Source organism: Pseudomonas sp. HLG18 (genome assembly GCF_051903985.1).
Lineage (GTDB): Bacteria > Pseudomonadota > Gammaproteobacteria > Pseudomonadales > Pseudomonadaceae > Aquipseudomonas > Aquipseudomonas fluorescens_BT.
The window spans coordinates 351,625-370,689 of record NZ_CP195831.1 but is presented as its reverse complement, the minus strand read 5'-3'; the positions used below and the strand labels follow the sequence as shown (position 1 = coordinate 370,689).

General features: G+C 57.9%; 12 protein-coding genes and 1 riboswitch. Of the genes, 7 read left to right on the top strand and 5 right to left on the bottom strand.

The window, feature by feature from the left end:
- Positions 1–15: 15 nt before the first annotated feature.
- The 5 genes from ACSPX5_RS01785 to ACSPX5_RS01765 form a co-directional block, all read right to left on the bottom strand.
- Complete coding sequence (locus ACSPX5_RS01785; RefSeq protein ID WP_439820846.1) at positions 16–5,574, bottom strand: calcium-binding protein; 5,559 nt, start codon at positions 5,572–5,574, stop codon at positions 16–18.
- 2 nt (positions 5,575–5,576) lie between these two features.
- The gene (locus ACSPX5_RS01780) at positions 5,577–6,437 is read right to left on the bottom strand and encodes a hypothetical protein (RefSeq protein WP_439820845.1); all 861 of its coding nucleotides are present in this window, start codon (positions 6,435–6,437) and stop codon (positions 5,577–5,579) included.
- A 46-nt stretch (positions 6,438–6,483) separates the two neighbouring features.
- On the bottom strand, positions 6,484–7,683 hold the full coding sequence (locus tag ACSPX5_RS01775; protein ID WP_439820844.1) for a glycosyltransferase family 4 protein: 1,200 nt from the start codon (positions 7,681–7,683) through the stop codon (positions 6,484–6,486).
- A gap of 203 nt (positions 7,684–7,886) precedes the next feature.
- Positions 7,887–8,270, bottom strand: a complete 384-nt coding sequence (locus ACSPX5_RS01770) for a hypothetical protein (protein WP_169429236.1) — start codon at positions 8,268–8,270, stop codon at positions 7,887–7,889.
- Between the two features lie 178 nt (positions 8,271–8,448).
- Positions 8,449–8,712: a hypothetical protein gene (locus ACSPX5_RS01765; protein ID WP_169429235.1), complete on the bottom strand. Its 264-nt coding sequence runs from the start codon at positions 8,710–8,712 to the stop codon at positions 8,449–8,451.
- Between the two features lie 280 nt (positions 8,713–8,992).
- Positions 8,993–9,093: riboswitch (guanidine-I (ykkC/yxkD leader) on the top strand.
- A 63-nt stretch (positions 9,094–9,156) separates the two neighbouring features.
- Between ACSPX5_RS01765 and ACSPX5_RS01760 the strand changes: the two genes are divergently transcribed.
- The 7 genes from ACSPX5_RS01760 (at position 9,157) to atzF (ending at position 18,945) form a co-directional block, all read left to right on the top strand.
- Positions 9,157–10,224 carry a putative urea ABC transporter substrate-binding protein gene (locus ACSPX5_RS01760; protein ID WP_439820843.1) on the top strand — a complete coding sequence of 356 codons (1,068 nt, stop codon included), beginning with the start codon at positions 9,157–9,159 and terminating at the stop codon, positions 10,222–10,224.
- An 18-nt stretch (positions 10,225–10,242) separates the two neighbouring features.
- Positions 10,243–11,058 (top strand): ABC transporter permease, encoded by an 816-nt coding sequence (locus ACSPX5_RS01755; RefSeq protein WP_102685956.1) that lies wholly within the window; start codon positions 10,243–10,245, stop codon positions 11,056–11,058.
- Positions 11,055–11,843 carry an ABC transporter ATP-binding protein gene (locus tag ACSPX5_RS01750; RefSeq protein WP_207867711.1) on the top strand — a complete coding sequence of 263 codons (789 nt, stop codon included), beginning with the start codon at positions 11,055–11,057 and terminating at the stop codon, positions 11,841–11,843. Before ACSPX5_RS01755 ends, ACSPX5_RS01750 begins: the two co-directional genes overlap by 4 nt.
- 13 nt (positions 11,844–11,856) lie before the next feature.
- On the top strand, positions 11,857–12,582 hold the full coding sequence (locus ACSPX5_RS01745) for an urea amidolyase associated protein UAAP1 (RefSeq protein WP_439820842.1): 726 nt from the start codon (positions 11,857–11,859) through the stop codon (positions 12,580–12,582).
- Positions 12,583–12,593: 11 nt separating this feature from the next.
- Entirely contained in the window at positions 12,594–13,235 is a 642-nt protein-coding gene (locus ACSPX5_RS01740) for an urea amidolyase associated protein UAAP2 (RefSeq protein WP_439820841.1), read from the top strand.
- Between the two features lie 280 nt (positions 13,236–13,515).
- Positions 13,516–17,148 (top strand): urea carboxylase, encoded by a 3,633-nt coding sequence (gene uca, locus ACSPX5_RS01735; protein WP_439820840.1) that lies wholly within the window; start codon positions 13,516–13,518, stop codon positions 17,146–17,148.
- A gap of 24 nt (positions 17,149–17,172) precedes the next feature.
- Positions 17,173–18,945: an allophanate hydrolase gene (atzF, locus tag ACSPX5_RS01730; RefSeq protein ID WP_439820839.1), complete on the top strand. Its 1,773-nt coding sequence runs from the start codon at positions 17,173–17,175 to the stop codon at positions 18,943–18,945.
- Positions 18,946–19,065 lie beyond the last annotated feature (120 nt).

Below are 19,065 nucleotides of genomic sequence, written 5' to 3'. Positions count from 1 at the left end.
CGAAATCATCTGCGATCAAACATTCAACTCGTAAAACGCGATTATTTCCTTCATTGCCTGCAACGACTCTTCATCATTTCTCGACAAGATATCCTCTACATCCCGTAACGGAGGTAGAGGGTGCAAAAGCTCAGCGAGTTGATTCGCCGTGTAATTTTCAACAGCTCCCTCTTCTCCTTGAACGCTGATGAAGCTGATAGCGGCATCGCCTCCTGAAAAGTGTTCGGAGACACGAATCTTTGGAGACGTGCCATAGCTGACTACGATGACGAGATCATCCCGTTCACGGTGGAACTTGAGTTGATCAATCGACACTCCGACCTCCGAAAAGTCTATAACGTCCGTTCCGCCACCGGCATTGATTACCAGGTCTCGCCCAAGCCCATCATATTTATACACATCATTGCCCCCGCCACCGGACAAGGTGTCATTGCCCGGCCCACCGTAAAGCACGTCATCGCCTGAGCCACCGCCGAGCAGATCATCTCCTTGCATCCCTCTTATTTCACCAGTGCCGCTGAGGGTGTCATTACCGCGACCGCCCACGAGCGGTAGAAAACGGTTGTCTCGAAAAGACTTGACCTGAGTAGCGTACTGAACGGTGATGCCATGATGATAAGTATCGGGGGCGATGCCTAAGCGGCTAACGACGTCTTTAAAATTGATGCTCGAGCCGTCAGCAAACCTCACCCGTTCAATTCCGGAACCACTGAGATCGTTCGGATTGGGCAAAACGATTCGTACTTTTTGAGTTCCGCCCCATTCGATATCGAGTGTGGTGTACAGCATTTGGGCCCGAGGCGGTCGACTATGAGCCCCACGTGGTGGGGTGGGTGACAGTTCAATATTTACCGCCTCAACCAACACAGCGCCCCAGGTTAGTTTCAACTTATCTGGTTTCGCCTCTTCCGGAAGAACGACGGTATCAATATCAAGCCCCCCAAACTCTTCATGCCACCCAGAGGCTCCAACCTCGGGGCGCAAAAAAACAGGGTTAAGCACGTCGGCAATAATGGTGGTTGCGCCATCATGCGCTTCAACTATGTAAGTGTCGGGACCGTTTTCGGCGTAAAGCCAATCTTCTCCCGGCCCACTGATCAAATAATCGGCACCCGCGGAGCCGAGCAGTGTGTCGTTGCCTGCGCCAGCTGATAAAAATGTGCCTGGGATCCTGTCGTTCACCTCGCCGTATTCAAGCACCGAACCAGCATAGGTAACCACCAAGTCATCTCCTGCACCGCCATGAAAGAGATTTCCCACTTCGAGATTTACCCTGCCACCAGCGTCATTACCATGAACAACTTTATGCTTGATCGTTTGAGTAGTAGAACTCCAGCGAAACGCTTTACGAACAGTTTCATGACTTTCGAAACTGCCAGCGGGGTACACGTACCACCCCTGAATGGCGCCCGAATGATCGATATCTTCGACTACAGCATCGCCCAAATTGAACGAAAACCCCGAATAACTGGAGCCAGACGGATAATACTTTGGCTTTTGTGTTGGTAATTGCGCTGCTTCAGTTTTTACAAACTTGAATGTAGTTTTCGTTGCAGAGATTGACTGCCTTTCAGTCACCACGGCGTCAGCGGCAATCGCCCCCATCCACTCGGGTGTTCTGGAAAAGACTCCGGCTTCAACGTCCTCATGGATCAGTTCGGCGCTAATGGCATAGCCACTTTCGTCGGTAGCAATATGACTTCTAACCCAAACACCCTGATCGTTCAGTGCAAATCCTGATGCCTGCCGGGCCGCTGAGCGCTTTGTGTTCAGTTCCGAAAGAAAAAGGCTATCCCACCCGGTGTGACGACCCGTTTCACTGCCTTCCTTCTCAGTAGAAGGAGCTAAGTCATCGGGCTGTGTCTGGACGACTGCTACGCTCTCACTCTCAATGTCCTGCTTTTTTTCGGGATCGGGTACCGCAGCAAATGTCGCAGACGGATCCGTTACATCTACCGGTTGCACCGTTAATTTGATTACATCCTTGAAACTCAGGATCACACCATCGTTGAACCTGAACGTAGAACTTGCCCAATTTTCATGGTGACGAATCAGAAGCGCGTCACCAGTACCATTCGACAGCCGCAACGCTGTGCCCGCATCAAGATTGACGATCTCGGCCTGCAAGCTCTCAGCAGAAAATCCACCGCCAAAACTTACGACATTGTTGCCACCTGTATCGCTAACAACATCCACTCCATCGCCCACTCCGAAGTAGAAAACATCGTTACCCTGCATCCCTTCCAGATAATCGTTGCCGGCACCACCCTCAAACACGTTATCGCCAGGGCCGCCGCGCAAATAATCGACTCCCTCCCCGCCAACCAGCGTGTCGTTTCCGCCACCGCCCAGCAAAGTGTCGTTGCCTGAACCGCCGTCAAGATAATCGGCGCCATGTTCTGCTTCGGATGTTTGCTCGTAGTCCCCCATCAAAAAATCATCATCGGCACCGCCCAAAAGCGTATCGGCGCCCAAACCTCCCCAGAGCGTATCGTTTCCTGCATCACCTTGAATGTGGTCATCATTGGTTCCGCCCGCTTTCAAGCCAGGCTCATCACCATCCAGAGCATCTGCACCTGATCCGCCTACCAGTGTGTCGGAGCCACCCAATCCACGGAGTGTGTCGTCTCCCGTACTGCCATCAAGATAATCATCACCGTGATAACGAATCGGGTGTTCATGGTAATCACCGACCAATTCGTCATTCCCACCGCCACCGAAAAGCGAATCACCGGCACCGCCGCCCCAAAGGGTGTCATTTCCCTCACCGCCATCCAGAAAATCACTTCCGAAAAAGTCTGCAGCATCACCCGAAACGCCTCGCAGCACCTCGTCATCACCTTTCAGCACATCATTGCCGCTGCCGCCGTACAACACGTCGCTACCACCGTTTCCGGCAAGGGAGTCATCGCCACTGCCACCCGCCAACAAATCGTTGCCATGATGGCGACTGTCGAGACCGCCCCCCCAATCCAGGTTGTCTCCCAGCAATGTGTCATTGCCACTCCCGCCAGCCAGCGTGTCATTACCCTCTTCGCCGCACAGCGTGTCATCGTCACTTCCGCCATCGAGCAGGTCATCTCCCCAGCCACCAATAATAAAATCTCGGCCACCCTGCCCATAGAGGATGTCGTCACTGCCCTCGGTGGGACTATTTAATGAAAATCTGTCAAAGACGCTACGCATGCTGATGACGCCATCACTGAGTGGAACGTCGATGCGTTTGACTGTCCAATTTTGCTCATGTGCTCCGGTTGTTTGATCACCGGACAAATTGTCATCACCTGCTCCACCGATCAGCGTGTCGCGACCGTTGCCGCCGAGCAGCACGTCTCGCGAGGCAGTGCCGACAAGCAGGTCATCACCCTGCCCACCATCCAGCCAGTCGCCACGGCTGGCCTTTCCTTTTGTTGCATCGGCAAATGCATTTTCCAGCGTCGTCTGCTTGTCGCCGAATAAACGATCGTTGCCTTCTTTGCCGAACAATCGATCAGACCCGCCAAGACCAACGATGAGGTCATCTTTCGGTGATCCGTAAAGCAGGTCGGCTTTGTTCCTCTGCTTAACATTGGGCAAATGCACGGCGTTGCCCCACTCATCAAAGGAAGGCTGATCTCCGCGAACATTTGGGTCGTTATCTTTGACTTTCCAGTCGCCCTGAAGGACCAGATCGGGAGCGGGGAACGTCTGGCCCTGGTAATCAGGAAGATCAATGCCGAGCATCCCCGGCTTGAAGTTCTTTACGACGATGAGATCACTCAGTCCGTATTTAATGTTCAGCGTGTTTTCAGCCTGATCTTCAATGAGCGTCAAGCTGATGGCTCGATCTTCCGTAAGCCAGATATTGCTGAGCGGAGCACTTCGTTCGAGAGGTTGGATCGGAAGTCCATTTATCAGCAACCGGCCCCCAACGTCCGCATCAAAAATTTCGTCGACTCCATCTCCGCTGGAGAACTCGTATCGATCGTTACCCACCCCTCCCGTAAGAGAGTCGTTGCCCTTTCCACCCACCAAAACATCATCACCAACCATCCCGTGCAACGCGTCATTCCCATCGCCTCCACTCAAAAAGTCGTTACCGCGAGCCCCCTGGATAAAATCATTACCGGAAAGTCCGCTGATTGAATCGTTGCCGCCACCGCCGTAAAGATGATCGGTATTCGTTCCGCCACCAAATGATCGACCGCCGTCATCACCAAACATGACCAGAGGGTTTGAGACGCCTGTGGTCATCGGGGCCTGTTTGCCCGAAGCCAAATCCGAATAGGAAAAGGTCTGGACAGTATTTCGACCGAACGATCCATTGGTTCGGGAAATCAGCCGGGCCAGCATTTCAGAACGATCGGCAAGCCACTGCTCAGTGATGAAACCCTCCCCCGTTTCGGGATCGTAAAGCTCCAGTTCGCGTTCGGAAAAACCGTCGACCCGCTCAATCACGATTTCGCTTAGTTGCTTGAGGGAATTGCGTAACGCGGCGCCGATTGGCGTTGCCTGACTGGCCAACGTTGCCCAGTCCTTGGCACTGCCATACTCGCCAATGGTTCTGGTAACGATGCTTTGCGATTGAGACGGAGAAAGTGCGGAGAAAAATGTGTAGGCGTTGGAGGCGAAGGTTTCGTCGGTGGTAGGCGTGGCGGCCGAGTTTCCGTCGTAGGTTCGCCTGAGCATGTCAAAGAAATCATTCAGGTTATATCGCAATATCAGGCTGACAATAGGTGAGATGGGCGTACCTTTCACCACATGCTGAATCAGCGGATTGATGCTGCCACTGGCGAGAGCGATGTTTATCTGTTCGGGTAGGACTGAGAACAGGCTTTCGACCATATTCGACCCGAAGTTTTTGATCACTGCCTGCAAGGCTATACCGTATGAATCCACGGCAAACAGAATATTCTTTAGGTCATCGAGCCTGTTTAACTTGGCAAGATGATGATTCCCTTTTATATGGGAATCCGGATCACCGGCGGAGATCAACCTCCAAGTTTCATAGGGCTTTTCTCCACCCAGCAGGCTGAAGCCGATTGTTCCAGACCATCCCGCATTACGACTGGTAGCTGTATCAATTTCATCAACATCTTCACGAAATAATACTTTACCAATAGCGCTCGCATCGATTGCTGCAATTTGGCTTATGGAGGGCACAGTCCATGGCGCCAAATCATGTTCAACGGAGCCTTTTATCAGCGTATTCATGAGATTGACAGCCACCTGATTAGATGATTCTTGCATCTTCGAATCGCTGATTTTTTTATTTAACCTCAACTCCCCCTGCCGCAGGGTGTAGGCTCGGATCAATGCAGAGTAAGCGCCCACCCCGCCATTTGCATCAATTGCTACATCGAGCCAGAGTTTGGCGTTTTTAAAGATGCCCATTACGTTCTCATCGAACGCAGAACCGTCTAAAAATTTCTCACCCAAAACATTCGACAATGTGCGATAAAGTACAGCGCAGTTTCGCCCCTCCATTGCCAACGCAAAATACTCTTCATCCTCGACATTGAATTCCATTCCCTCACAAATATTTGCAGCCTGCAAAATTTCCGACTTTTCCAAATCACTGAATATATAGCTCATATTTACTTCCTTGTAATAATTGAATGTGAAAGATAGTCACTGACAGCCTTAAGCGCTTCTGGTGCCCCCCGCAAACCCTCGGTACCCAAATGTATACGAGCATCCCCACCTGCAAAGTCGAAATGGTGCAACCCGACCGTACAATACGTACGCAAACTACCAAACTCCAAATTCTCCAACTGCTCCTTATCCATTTTCAAAAGATATGCTTTACTCAAACCACTGGCAGAAGCTTTAGATTCGGGCGAATTTAAACCAATACAATTTATCTTCCGTGGTGTTCCATCACGCCGGCGCCAGTCCTGCATAACAAAAATTCGAACAGAGAATTCATTTTTGATACTGGGTGGAGGCGCGGTAAGCCAAAGTTCCAGGCCAGGATAGTTCTTCAGCTTTACAACCAGCTCATCCGGCCAATCCACATGCCGCCCGCCCATATTGTGCGGTTTCGTGGTATCCCTTCTGGTGTAAAGCCGGGCGGTTACGTGGTAATGCGTCCAGCTGGTGGGTGGTTCTACCCCAAGAGTTTCATACACAGGAACCAGTTCTTTTCCCGTCCACCAGAATGACCCATCAAGAAGATCGGCAATACAGGAACCGTCGCTCCTTAATGTCGATCCAAAATAGAACCCGGGAATCTTTGTCCGATCCAGCAGGCTGCCGCCAAGTATCGGAACCTGCTCCATACCCGCCAGCTTCCTGCTGCACGCCCCTTGTTTCTTCTGATAAATCTCCCGCGCTTCTGCGGCCTCCTCCCATCGAATACAGAAATCAACGACCCAATAACAGATCGCTAATAACACGCCATATTTAACTCCCCTTCTGCACTGGCGAAAAACCTCCTTGCGAGACATCTTAAACATTTCAAATCTCCATTTTAAAATGACCAATCACATCACTCGAAACAACTCACCTCATCAACTCCTTAAACACTTCAAAGTAACCGCTTACTCCTTTAACCACATCGAATTCGCTTGCCTTCAACCTCGCTGCATCCTTCATAGACTCAAAACCAGCGAAAGACGTTAAAACCCTGCACACTGCCGTGGCGATTTCTTCAGCGTCAAAAAAATCAACAAGTATCCCGCTGATTCCATCCTCGATAACTTCCTGCACGGGAGCGGTATTTGAACCTACGACAACACAGCCAGATGCCATTGCTTCCAACAGAGACCAAGACAAAACAAACGGATATGTCAAATATACGTGAGCCTTCGAAAGACTCAGAACCGACCTGTATGTTTGATAAGGCAACTTCCCAACAAAGTGAACATTTGAAATATCAACATCCACCTCCGCGACCATCTTGCTTCGCCAGTTAGGGTATCCAATGGGCATCCCTCCATAACTGACACCATCACCGCCCATTACAATGACCTGCGCACTCGGGCACTTTTCCTGAATATAGGGAATGGATCTCATAAAACTATGGAAGCCTCGGTACGGCTCGAGGTTTCTGGCAACATAAGTCACGATAGGCTGGCCTGCTTTTATCACGCGCCCACTCGGCAGCGTTACAGACTCGACCTTTTCTGATTCGCCAAATTGAACAATGCCTTCGTGAATGACGCGAATTTTGGACTGATATATTTTCGGAAAAAGACCGCGCTGCCATTGTGTAGGTGCAATCCCGGCATCACACTGCTCAACATTCAGGAGATGCATCGAATTCAAGACTCTAATCCTTGAAGACGCATCCATCGCACAGGGAAACTCAAGATCGAAACCAAAGTCTGCCCCACGTGCTCGGTAATAGTATTCACAGAAATGAACCAGAGGCACATCGGGGTACACGTCTTTGACGAATAGCGTTTCACCCCACCCAGGGTGAGCAAGAACTACATCAGGCCGAAAGCCTGCCTGGCTGAGTCTCTTCAATATTCGTTGAACTTGCTGCCCGTCCAAAACAGCCTCTTCATATCTATGCAAATAGTCATGAACGCCATTAATCATCTTCCTTGATGGTCGATATCGAAGTAACTTTACCCCGGCAATACCTGGCGCTGTATCGCGTCCAATTGCAATGACGCCCATACGCCCGCGCAATGCCTCCAAAGCCACATGACGAAATTGACCGGGAAAATTCTGATGAATGATAAGAAGATTCATATCTGAGCAATATTCCGCGTTTATACACCCCCATAAAGTTGAAGTTTTTCAACATCAACAGGTACATACAAACGCTAACAAATATTCAGAAATGAAACTGTAGGAGGGTTCCGATAACCGCCTAGGAGATGGTGCGATCCACACCAACGCAAAAAACAGGCACAAAAAAAGCGGCGCTCAATGCGCCGCTTTTTTGCGGGGGGTTACCAGCGGTTGCCTCGCCAGTGATCGCCACGGTCATAGTTACCACGACCCCGGTGATCGTCCCAGCCACCACGACGGTGGCCATCCCAGCGTCCGCGGTCATCGCCGTGCCAGCGACGGCTCTCGTAATAGCGCGGAGCCGGTTGGTAGTAACGAGGCGCCGAATAATACCGGGGCGCCGGTTGGTAGTAGCGCGGTGCTGGCTGGTAGTAGCGCGGTGCCGAATAATACGTGCCGCCGGTGTAATAAGTGCCACCGCTGTAATACGAAGGTGCCTGCGATGTGTAGACCTCTGAGCTGTAGTAGCCATCTCCGTAGGAATAAGGGACGCATCCGCCAAGGGAAAAAAGCATCACGGTAAACAGAAGAATTCGGCGATACATGGCGGCCTCCTGGACCGCGGGTAGCCACACCAGCGACGCTGGCAGGCGTCAGTCTTTCATTCGGCGACTGACGAAATATCTGACAGCGTTTTCTGAAACTGGTGCGTTTCTGTAACAAGTTGAAACATGTGATTGATGAAACCTTATTCACGAAAACATCGACTCATTCAGCCACTGATTAATGGTGGCCACCGTGATATCCACCGCCGTGATAACCCCGTCCGTAACCGCCGCGATGGCCATAGCCGCCGTAGTAATAGCGGGCACCACCGTAGTAACGCGGACCGTAATAGCCACCGTAGTAATAGGGAGAGTAATAGCCGGGATAGTAATAGGTTGCGGGGTAGGCATCGTAGCTGCCGGCGTAGTAATAGCAACCGGACAGTCCCAGACCGAGCACTGCACCCAGCAGCACCCGACGCAGCAATTTTGAAATACGCATGACGGCCTCCTGAAAGACCTGCGACAGCAGTCGGCACAGACCGGCTGACAACAGATTTGACTGGCGAACCGCTACCGAGTGCCCACGCCCAACGGGCATCGGATCAGCGGCCGCGCTGCATGACGGTGCAAGCGCGCACCAACACAAAGCGTTGCCTGCACCTGCCAACCTGGCCCCTCCACCCGCAAGCCAAGTGGCAGAGGGCTCGCCGCTACTTGGCACGGCTCTCGCTTTAACAAACCCGTGCAGGAGTCATCACAGGTTCGCGGCACCACAATTTGCAATGGCTGACTAGGGTTCCGGCTCGCATCTGCGAGTGGCTGGTCCGAGAGTTGGCGACCTCCAGTTGAGGTTACACGGCGGGACAAAAGCCCGGGAGACAAGCCACCGTTCGCGGTGCCGCGTTGCCTTCCTGTCCGCCCTCGATCAACTGGAGAATCCGCCATGTCACGACTACGTATCCCTGCCCTGCTCGCCGCCGCCTTCGCCGCCCTCCTCAGCAGCCAGACCCAGGCTGCCCAGAAAGACCATTTCAGTGTGTGCTGGACGATCTACGCCGGCTGGATGCCATGGGAATATGCCGGCAGTCAGGGCATCGTCGATAAGTGGGCGAAGAAATACGGGATCAAGATCGACGTGGTCCAGCTCAACGACTACGTTGAATCGATCAACCAATACACCGCCGGTCAGTTCGATGGCTGCACCATGACCAACATGGATGCGCTGACCATTCCGGCCGCCGGTGGCGTCGACAGCACCGCGCTCATCGTCAGCGACTTTTCCAACGGCAATGACGGCATCGTCCTCAAGGGTGAAGGCAAAAAAGTCGCCGACCTCAAGGGCATGGACGTCAACCTGGTCGAGCTTTCCGTCTCCCACTACCTGTTGGCCCGCGCATTGGATTCGGTCGACCTGACCGAAAAAGACCTGAAAGTGGTCAACACCTCCGACGCCGATATTTCCGCCGCCTTCAACACCGATCAGGTCAACGCCGTCACCACCTGGAATCCGATGCTCTCGGACATCAAGGCCAAACCCGGCGTGACCGAAGTCTTCAACTCCAGCCAGATCCCCGGCGAAATCATGGACATGATGGTGGTCAACAGCGCCACCCTCAAAGACAACCCGGCGCTGGGCAAGGCGCTGACCGGCGCGTGGTTCGAAGTGGTCGACTTGATGAACGCCAGGAACGCCGCCGGCAAAGCCGCACTTGAGCACATGGCCAAAGCTTCGGGCACCGATCTGGCCGGATTCCAGGCGCAACTGGACACCACCAAACTGTTCGCCACGCCAAAAGAAGCCCTGGCGTTCGCCACCAGCAAGCAACTGCCGGAAACCATGCGCAAAGTTGCCGAGTTCTCGTTCCAGCACGGTTTGCTCGGCGAAGGCGCCAAGGACACCAGCGCCGTCGGCATGACCTTCGCCAACGGCGTGACCAGCGGCGACACCGGCAATCTCAAGCTGCGTTTCGATCCGACCTACGTGCAGCTGGCCGCCGACGCCAAGCTGTAAGCCACGGAGGATTTGGCCATGCGCCTGATCAATCGTCACCCGGATCGACCGAGCCGCCTGCTGCTGGTGATTCTGCCCTTCGCCCTGGTCTTGTTCGCCTACTTTATGGGCTCGGCCGAACGCCTGGCGGACAACCCCAACGACAAACTGCTGCCCAGTGCGGTGCAGATGAGCGATGCGGTCAAACGCCTGGCATTCAATGCCGACAGTCGCACCGGCGAATACCTGCTCTGGCAAGACACCGCGTCGAGCCTCGGACGCCTGGCCATCGGCCTCGGCATCGCGGCGCTGGCCGGGCTGTGCCTGGGCATGGCGGCCGGCACCCTGCCGCTGTTCGGCGCACCGTTGTCGCCGATGCTGACGGTGTTGTCGATGGTGCCGCCGCTGGCGATCCTGCCGATTCTGTTCATCGTCTTCGGCCTCGGCGAGTTGTCGAAAGTGATGCTGATCGTGATCGGTATCACCCCGGCCCTCGCCCGTGATCTGGAACAGCGCGCGCGGGACATTCCGGTCGAACTGCTGATCAAGGCGCAGACCCTCGGCGCTTCGACCTGGACCCTGATGCTGCGTGTGGTGCTGCCGCAACTGTTGCCACGCCTGCTGATTTCACTGCGGCTGATGCTCGGATCTGCGTGGCTGTTCCTGATCGCCGCCGAAGCCATCGCCTCCACCGACGGTCTGGGCTACCGGATTTTCCTCGTGCGCCGTTACCTGGCGATGGACGTGATCCTGCCGTACGTGGTCTGGATCACCCTGCTCGCCTGGCTGATGGATTGGGGACTCAAATACCTGACCCGTCGGGCATTTCCCTGGTATGAGGGGGCGGCCAAATGAGCTTCATCACGGTGAAAAACGTCTGGCAGCAATACGCCGACCAGGTGGTGCTCGAAGGCTTGAACCTCAACGTCAACGAGGGTGAGTTCTGCACGCTGGTCGGAGCTTCGGGCTGCGGTAAATCGACCTTCCTGCGCCTGCTGCTCGGTCAGGAAACCGCCAGTCGCGGTGAGATTCTGCTCGACGGCCAGCCACTGGCCCGCGAGCCGGATGCCAGCCGTGGCGTGGTGTTCCAGCGCTACTCGGTATTCCCGCATCTGAGCGTGCTGGACAACGTTGCGATCGGCCTGGAATTGCCGCGCGCTCCGCTGCTCGGGCGCTTGTTCGGCAGCGCGAAAAAAGACGCCCGCGAACAGGCCTCGGCGCTGCTGCACAAAGTCGGCCTCGGCCATGCGCTGGACAAGTACCCGGCGCAACTGTCCGGCGGCATGCAACAGAGGCTGGCGATCGCCCAGGCGTTGATCATGAAACCGCGCGTGTTGCTGCTGGACGAACCGTTCGGCGCGCTCGATCCGGGCATTCGCAAGGACATGCACGCCCTGCTGCTGGGGCTGTGGCGCGAGACGCAACTGACCGTGTTCATGGTCACCCACGACCTGTCCGAAGGTTTCAGCCTCGGCACCCGCCTGCTGGTGTTCGACAAGGTCCGCCTCGACCCGCACGCCCCCGGTGCCTATGGCGCCCGCATCACCTACGACATCCCTTTGAACAGCGACCGCCGCGCCCAACGCGCCGCCGTCGACGCCCTGCCCGCCGAGCTGGCCGGCACGCTTCGTATTGCCTGAGAGGACTGCTCCCATGACTGATTCGACCCAACTGTTTCCACCCTTCGCCGAAGAAACCCTGCCAGGCGGAGGCCATCGTTCCTTCGTCCTGAAACGCGGCCAGCTGCTGCGCCTGACCGACCTGCGCGGTGGGGCCAACGTCAGCCTGACCCTGCTCAACGCCAACGAGAAAACCGAGCGCCTGAACCTGCCCGACAGCCTCAAGTGCCAACACACCGCCAAGCTGACCGCCGGCCATTGCCTCTACTCGGACATGGGCAGGGTGCTGGCGGCAATCACCGCAGACACTTGTGGCTGGAGCGACAGCCTCGGCGGTGTGCTGTGCGCCGAGGAAGTCGCGGAGAAATACGGCCAGGGCCGCTATCAGGAACTGCGCAACGGTTTCTTTCGCAACGGCACCGACAACCTGCTGGTGGAACTGGGCAAGTGGGGGATGGGCCTGTCCGACCTGCTGATGACCCTCAACCTGTTCAGCCGGGTCAACGTCGATGAAGCCGGGCGCTTCCATTTCGTCGAAGGCCATTCGAAGGCCGGCGATTACATCGAGCTGTACGCACCGATGGACACCCTCGTCGTCCTCACTGCCCTGCAACACCCGATGGACCCGTCGCCCGACTATGCGCCAAAACCGCTGAAGCTGAGCTGGATGAACGCCGACCCGAGCGTCGCCGAGCACTGCCGTACCTCGCGCCCGGAGAACGAGCGCGGCTTTATCAACACCGACCGTTTGTTCGCCTGAGGATCGTCGCCATGTCAGTTGCTATCGCCACTTCGCAAAAACAACCCGACGCTGCGGTGTACCGCGCCACCATTCCGGCCGGCGAACCCTGGCTGATGGAGGTCAAGGCCGGCCAGACCCTGCGCATCCTCGACCTTGAGGGCAACCAGGCGGTCGATACGCTGTTCTACAGCCTCGCCAATCCCCGCGAGCGCTACGACGTGCAACGCACATTGCGCCGGCAGAACAGCGTGTACCTGAGCAACGGCAGCGTGTTGTATTCCAATCTCGGCAACCCGATGCTGACCATCATCGCCGACACCTGCGGCCGCCACGACACCCTCGGCGGCGCCTGCGCGCAAGAGAGCAACACCGTGCGCTACGCCCTGGAAAAACGCTACATGCACAGCTGCCGCGACAACTACCTGCGCGCCTGCGCCCATGACGGTCGGCTGGGCAAAGGTGACATCGGGCCGAACATCAATTTCTTCATGAACGTGCCGGTGACTGCCGAGGGTGGCCTGACCTTCGAAGACGGGATTTCCGCGCCGGGCAAATACGTCGACCTGCGCGCCGAGATGGACGTGATTGTGCTGATCTCCAATTGCCCGCAACTGAACAACCCGTGCAACGCCTACAACCCGACACCTGCGGAGTTACTGGTATGGAACTGACATTCGTCCGTCTGCGTCGCTGGTTGTTTGCCCTGTGCCAGGCGCGCTCAGGCCAGTGCCTGAAATCCCCAAAACACCCCTAAACCCTGTGGGAGCTGGCTTGCCAGCGATGGCGTCGGCACAGCCAACATTGATGATGACTGACACACCGCCATCGCGGGCAAGCCCGCTCCCACAAGGTCAATGGTGACTTTCGAAATTGTGATTTTGCCGTCGGGGACGACCCCGGCGCTCATCGAAAAACTGCGGGACGGCCCGCATCCCCTTCAGGGGTTTTGCCATGTTCGAAAAAGTCCTGATCGCCAATCGTGGCGCGATTGCCTGCCGCATTCTGCGCACCTTGCGTGAACTGCACGTCGAAGGTGTCGCGGTGTACTCCGAAGCCGATGCCGCCAGCCTGCAAATCCTGCAAGCGGACGAAGCCCACAGCCTCGGTGAAGGCGCCGCTGCCGGCACTTATCTGGCCGTCGAAAAAATCCTCACCATTGCCAAAGCCAGCGGCGCCACCGCGATCCATCCGGGCTACGGCTTTCTTTCCGAGAACGCGGCGTTCGCCGAAGCCTGCGCCAACCATGGCATTGCCTTCATCGGCCCGACACCGGAGCAACTGCGGGTGTTCGGCCTCAAGCACACCGCACGGGCCCTGGCCAAACAGCACGGCGTACCGATGCTCGAAGGCACCGAACTGCTCGACAGTCTCGACGCCGCACTGATTGCCGGCGCACAGGTCGGTTATCCGGTGATGCTCAAAAGCACCGCCGGTGGCGGTGGCATCGGTATGCGCGTGTGTCGTAACGCCAGCGAGTTGAGCGAATCGTTCGAAGCGGTGAAGCGTCTCGGCCAGAACAATTTCAGCGACGCTGGCGTGTTCATCGAGAAGTACATCCAGCGTGCACGACATCTGGAAGTACAAGTGTTCGGCGATGGCCATGGCGAAGTGATCGCCCTCGGTGTGCGCGACTGCTCGGTGCAGCGGCGCAACCAGAAAGTCCTCGAGGAAACCCCGGCACCGAACCTGCCCGAAGGCATGGCGGATGAGCTGTGCGCGGCGGCGATCAAACTGGCCAAAGCGGTGAATTACCGCAGCGCCGGCACCGTCGAATTCGTTTTCGACAGCGATGCGCAGCGCTTCTATTTTCTCGAAGTGAACACCCGGTTGCAGGTCGAACACGGCGTTACCGAACAGGTGTGGGGCGTCGATCTGGTGCGCTGGATGATTGAACTGGCGGCGGGAGATTTACCGCCGCTGAGCGAATTGTTTGAGGGTCTGAAACCGCAGGGCCATGCGATTCAGGCGCGGCTGTATGCCGAGGATCCGGGCCGCGATTTCCAGCCCAGCCCAGGCTTGCTGACGGCGGTCGATTTCCCCGTCGCCGATGGTCGACACCTGCGCATCGACACCTGGGTCGAGGCCGGTTGCGAGATCCCGCCCTACTTCGATCCGATGATCGCCAAAGTCATCAGCTGGGCGCCAACCCGCGAACAGGCGCGCGCCGAACTGCACCAGGCCCTGGGCGACAGCCTGCTGTACGGCGTGGAAACCAACCGTGACTACTTGCGGCAGATTTTGCTCGATACGCCGTTCGCCAGCGGCCAGCCCTGGACCCGTTGCCTGGAAGGCCTGGTGTACCGGGCCAACACGTTTGAAGTACTGAGCGCCGGCACCCAGACCAGCGTTCAGGACTACCCCGGCCGCCTCGGCTACTGGGCGGTCGGCGTGCCACCCTCGGGGCCGATGGACAGCCGCGCGTTGCGTCTGGGCAATCGTCTGCTGGGGAATCTCGAGGGTGCTGCGGCACTGGAAATCACCATGAACGGGCCGCTGCTGCGCTTTAATTGCGACGCGGTGGTGGCGGTGACCGGGGCACCGTTGACGCTGACACTCGACGGCGAAGCGGTGCCGATGAACACCGCGCTGTTGATTGAAGCGGGCAGCCAGTTACATCTCGGCGGTTTGCTCGACGCAGGCGCCCGCAGCTACCTGTGCCTGCGCGGCGGCGTGCAAGTGCCGGACTATCTGGGCAGCAAAAGCACCTTCACCCTCGGTCAGTTCGGTGGCCATGGCGGACGGGCCTTGCGCGCCGGTGACGTGCTGCATCTGGCTGCCCTGACTGAGCGCAGCGCCGGGCAGACATTGGCCCCCCATCACGTCAGCGAATTACCCGCCGTGCGCCGGATCCGCGTCATCTACGGCCCTCATGGCGCGCCTGAATATTTCACTGAAAACTACATCGGCACCTTTTTCGCCACGCAATGGGAAGTGCATTTCAACTCCAGCCGCACCGGGGTGCGCCTGATCGGGCCGAAACCAGAGTGGGTGCGCGCCGACGGCGGCGAGGCCGGGCTGCATCCGTCGAACATCCACGACAATCCCTACGCCATCGGTGCGGTGGACTTCACCGGCGACATGCCGGTGATCCTCGGCCCGGATGGCCCGAGCCTTGGCGGGTTTGTCTGCCCGGTGACGGTGATCGAAGCGGATCTCTGGCAACTGGGTCAGCTCAAGGCCGGGGACAAGGTGCAGTTCGTGCCGGTCGACCTCAAGACTGCCCGCGATCTCGCCCGCAAATGGGATACCTGTGGGAGCTGGCTTGCCAGCGATGAGGCCCGACCAGACACCGCGTCAACTTCATCGCTGGCAAGCCAGCTCCCACAGGCCCTGGTTTCGCCTGTGGTTCTGGAATTGGGTCAGGACGACACGCGGCTGGTCGGGCGTGTGTCCGGCGATACCCATCTGCTGCTGGAAATCGGCGCGCCGGAACTGGATCTGGTCCTGCGCTTTCGCGCCCATGCCCTGATGCAGGCGCTGGAAGGCAAAAACCTGCACGGCGTAATCGACCTGACACCGGGCATTCGGTCGTTGCAGATCCACTACCAGCCCGAGCAACTGCCGTTGGCCGATCTGCTCGGCATCGTAGCCGGCGAGTGGAACGCCGTGTGCAGCGCTACTGACCTGCAAGTGCCGTCGCGAATCGTCCACTTGCCCCTGTCGTGGGACGATCCGGCCTGCCAGTTGGCCATCGAGAAATACATGACCACCGTGCGCAAGGACGCGCCGTGGTGCCCGAGCAATCTGGAGTTCATCCGCCGCATCAATGACCTGCCCAACCTCGACGAAGTGCAACGCACGGTGTTCGACGCGAGCTATCTGGTGATGGGCCTCGGTGATGTGTATCTCGGCGCGCCGGTAGCCACCCCGCTCGACCCGCGCCATCGGCTGGTGACCACCAAGTACAACCCGGCACGCACCTGGACCGCCGAGAACTCGGTGGGCATCGGCGGCGCTTATATGTGCGTCTACGGCATGGAAGGCCCGGGCGGATATCAGTTCGTCGGGCGTACCTTGCAGATGTGGAACCGCTATCGCGAAGTCGCCGCGTTTGACGGCAAGCCCTGGCTGCTGCGGTTTTTCGATCAGATCCGTTTCTACCCGGTCAGCGCCGACGAACTGCTGCGCATCCGCCGCGACTTTCCCCTCGGCCGCTTCGACCTGAACATCGAACACAGCCAGCTCAACCTCGCCGACTACCAGGCCTTTCTGCAACGCGAAGCCGAAAGCATCAGCGCTTTCCGGGCGCAGCAACAGGGTGCTTTCCAGGCTGAGCGCGAACGCTGGATTGCCAGCGGCCAGGCGCACTTCGACAGTGAAGAAGCCGTGCCGGACAACAGCGAAGACACACCGCTGGCCAACGGCCAACAAAGCATCGACAGCCACATCGCCGGCAACCTCTGGCAGGTGCAGGTCGAGGTCGGCAGTCGCGTGGCGGCCGGTGATGTGCTGGTGATTCTGGAGTCGATGAAGATGGAAATCCCCGTGCTCGCGCCCATGGCCGGGGTGGTGCAGGACATTCGCGTGCAGCCGGGATCGGCGGTACGTGCCGGACAACGGGTCGTGGTGCTGGAACTCGACTGAAACCATTTGCCAAAGGATCAACCCATGAATCTGCAACTCGACGCACTGCGCCAGGCCTACCGCAATGGCGACACCACACCCCGACAATTGCTGTTGGCGTTGCGGGAAAAAGCCGCTGCGCTGAACCCGGACTATCACCTGTTCATCCACCTGCTCAGCGCCGAGGAAATGGAGCCTTATCTGGCCGCCCTCGACGGTCGCGATCTCGACAGCCTGCCGTTGTATGGCGCGCCGTTCGCGATCAAGGACAACATTGATCTGGCCGGTGTCCCGACCACCGCCGCATGCCCGGCGTTCGCCTACGTACCGGAGCGTTCGGCAACCATCGTCGAGCGGCTGCTGGCACTGGGGGCGATCCCGCTGGGCAAGACCAATCTCGACCAGTTCGCCACCGGCCTCAACGGCAGCCGTTCGCCTTACGGCGCCTGCCCGAACAGCGTGTTGCCGGAGTATCCGTCGGGCGGCTCCAGCGCCGGTTCGTCGCTGGCCGTGGCACTCGGTGTCGCCAGTTTCGCGTTGGGCACCGACACTGCCGGCTCCGGCCGGGTGCCAGCGGCGTTGAACAATCTGGTGGGCCTGAAGGCCAGCAAAGGGCTGATCTCCACCGCCGGCGTGCTGCCGGCCTGTCGCACGCTCGATTGCGTCACCACGTTCACCGCAACGGCGCGGGAAGCCAGTCAGCTACTGGCGCTGACCGCGCACCTCGATCCGAGGGACGAATACAGCCGTAGCAATCCGTCATGGAATGACGGTTCCGCGTTCGGCGTACCACGGCCGTTCCGCTTCGGTGTACCACGTGCGCAAGACCTGGAATTTTTCGGCTGCAAGGAAGGCCCGCGGCTGTTCGGCGATGCCATCGACCGTCTGAAAGCTCTGGGCGGTGAAGCGGTCGAACTGGACCTGTCGCCATTCCTCGAAGCAGCGCGGTTGCTTTATGAAGGGCCGTGGGTGGCCGAGCGCTACAGCGTGGCCGGCGAGTTGATGGAAGAAAATCCTGCGGCGGTGCTGCCGGTGATCCGCGCGGTGCTGGCCAAAGCACCGGCCGTCAGCGGCGTGCAGACGTTCCGCGCGCAATACCGCCTGCAAGCGCTGAAAGCCGTTTGCGATAAAGCCCTGGAAGGACTCGACTGCGTGCTCACGCCCACCATCGGTCGTCCGGTGACGCTGGCGGAACTCGACGCGGAACCGGTGCTGCGCAATTCCGAACTGGGCTACTACACCAACTTCATGAACCTGCTCGATTACGCTGCCGTCGCCGTACCCGGCGGCTTCATGGCCAACGGGCTGCCGTGGGGCGTGACGCTGTTTGGTCGGGCGTTCACCGATCAGTATCTGCTGGGCATGGCCGATGCCTTGCAGCGCCAGCAGGATCCCGCGCTGCCGACGCCGAACAACCCGGCGCGCCATGACCGTGCGCGACTGGTGGTCTGCGGCGCGCATCTGGACGGCTTGGCCCTGAACGGGCAGTTGCGGCAACGCGGCGCACGCCTGATCGAGGCCACTTACAGCTCGAAGGACTACAAACTCTATGCCTTGGCCGGTGGCCCGCCGTTGCGCCCGGGCATGCTGCGCGTGGCCGACGGTGGCGTGTCCATCGCGGTGGAAGTCTGGGAGTTACCGAGCAGTGAACTGGGCTCGTTCCTGACCGGGATCCCCGCGCCGCTGGGCCTGGGCAAGGTGCAACTGGCGGATGGCCGATGGGAAAGCGGATTCATCTGCGAACCTTACGGCCTGGAAGGTGCAACCGACATCAGCCATCTGGGTGGGTGGCGAGCGTATCTGCAAACCAGAAACTGATCCGAAAATCGGCCCCCTCTCGTTCCGGGAGGGGGCTGGATGAGCAAGCCATTCTCCAGACACCCCTGCCCGGCTGATCCCCCCGCATTTCAGGCACAAATCCCGCAGTCTTTTCCCCGC